1 protein-coding gene is annotated in these 1,012 nt (G+C 78.5%); it reads right to left on the bottom strand.

Features of this window, described 5'->3' with window-relative positions:
* Nucleotides 1-49 precede the first annotated feature (49 nt).
* Complete coding sequence (locus EF918_RS36075; protein ID WP_125653012.1) at nucleotides 50-961, bottom strand: hypothetical protein; 912 nt, start codon at nucleotides 959-961, stop codon at nucleotides 50-52.
* Between the last annotated feature and the right edge of the window lie 51 nt (nucleotides 962-1,012).

The raw sequence follows: 1,012 nt of genomic DNA, 5'->3' as shown, positions 1-1,012 counted from the left end.
GGGCCGGGACGGACGGGCGGAGGGGTGCGGGGCGGACCGCTGCGGCGGGTCAGGCGTGGAAGGGCAGGCCGGCGTCGGCCACCAGCTCCAGGTCGTCGCCCTCGGGGGGCGGCAGCAGGCTGGCGGAGCCGTCGCTGACCGGGACCACGCCCAGCTCCAGCAGCTCGGCCATGGCGGCGCTGCCCGCCATGTCGCGGACCTGGAGCTGGTAGCGGGGGGTGGTGCGGTAGGCGCCGCCGGCGTCGTCCCCGGTGCGCTGGAGGAACCCGGAGTCGGTGAGGAAGGCGACGGCCTTGCCCACGATGCCGGTGGTGGAACCGGCCAGCCGGCGGGCGTCCTTGGTGGCGCCGGTGGCGCTGCGCCGGGCGTAGACCCGCCAGGCGGCCTCCAGGCCGGGGGCGTCGCTGGCGGGGTCGGTGTTCTCGCCGAGGTCCTCGGCGCGCTCCTCCAGGCGCCGGCAGGCCTGCCGGACGAAGGCGTCGACGCCGTTGACGGTGATCCGGCCGATGTAGCCGTCGTCGGCGAGGTCCTCGGGGCGGGGGAACGCCAGCGCGGCGACGGCCAGGTGGGCCAGGCCGTGCAGGAACCGGTCGGCGGAGTCGGCGGCGGTGCGGCGGGCGTAGTCGCCCATGCGGACGGCGAAGACGGAGTCCTCGGCGGCGGCCACGGCCATGCCGGCCCGGGTGGAGACCTCCAGCACGACCAGGCCGAGGCCGGTGGCGACGGCGTCGGCGAGGCGGGCGAAGCCGGGGTCCTCGCGGTAGCGGCGCAGCAGCTCGGCGTACTCGGCGTCGCGGGCGGGCAGCAGCTTGGGCTGGAGCCCGTACGCGACCAGGCGCGCGGCGTCGGCGGCGTCCGCCGGGGTGACGCCGGCGGCCGGTCGGCCCGGGCTGGTGACGGCCGCGGGCGAGGCCTCGTCGGGCTCGCTCCACGCGACGTGCTCGGCGTGGCTCTCGCTCACGACTGGTGCTCCTCGGCGGTGGTGGGGGGGGGGGGGGGCGGCGGGGTCACG

The sequence above is a fragment of the Streptomyces sp. WAC06614 genome, assembly GCF_003949795.1.
Classification (GTDB): domain Bacteria; phylum Actinomycetota; class Actinomycetes; order Streptomycetales; family Streptomycetaceae; genus Streptomyces.
The sequence above is the reverse complement of the archived record's forward strand: the minus strand, read 5'-3'. Positions and strand labels throughout refer to the sequence as shown.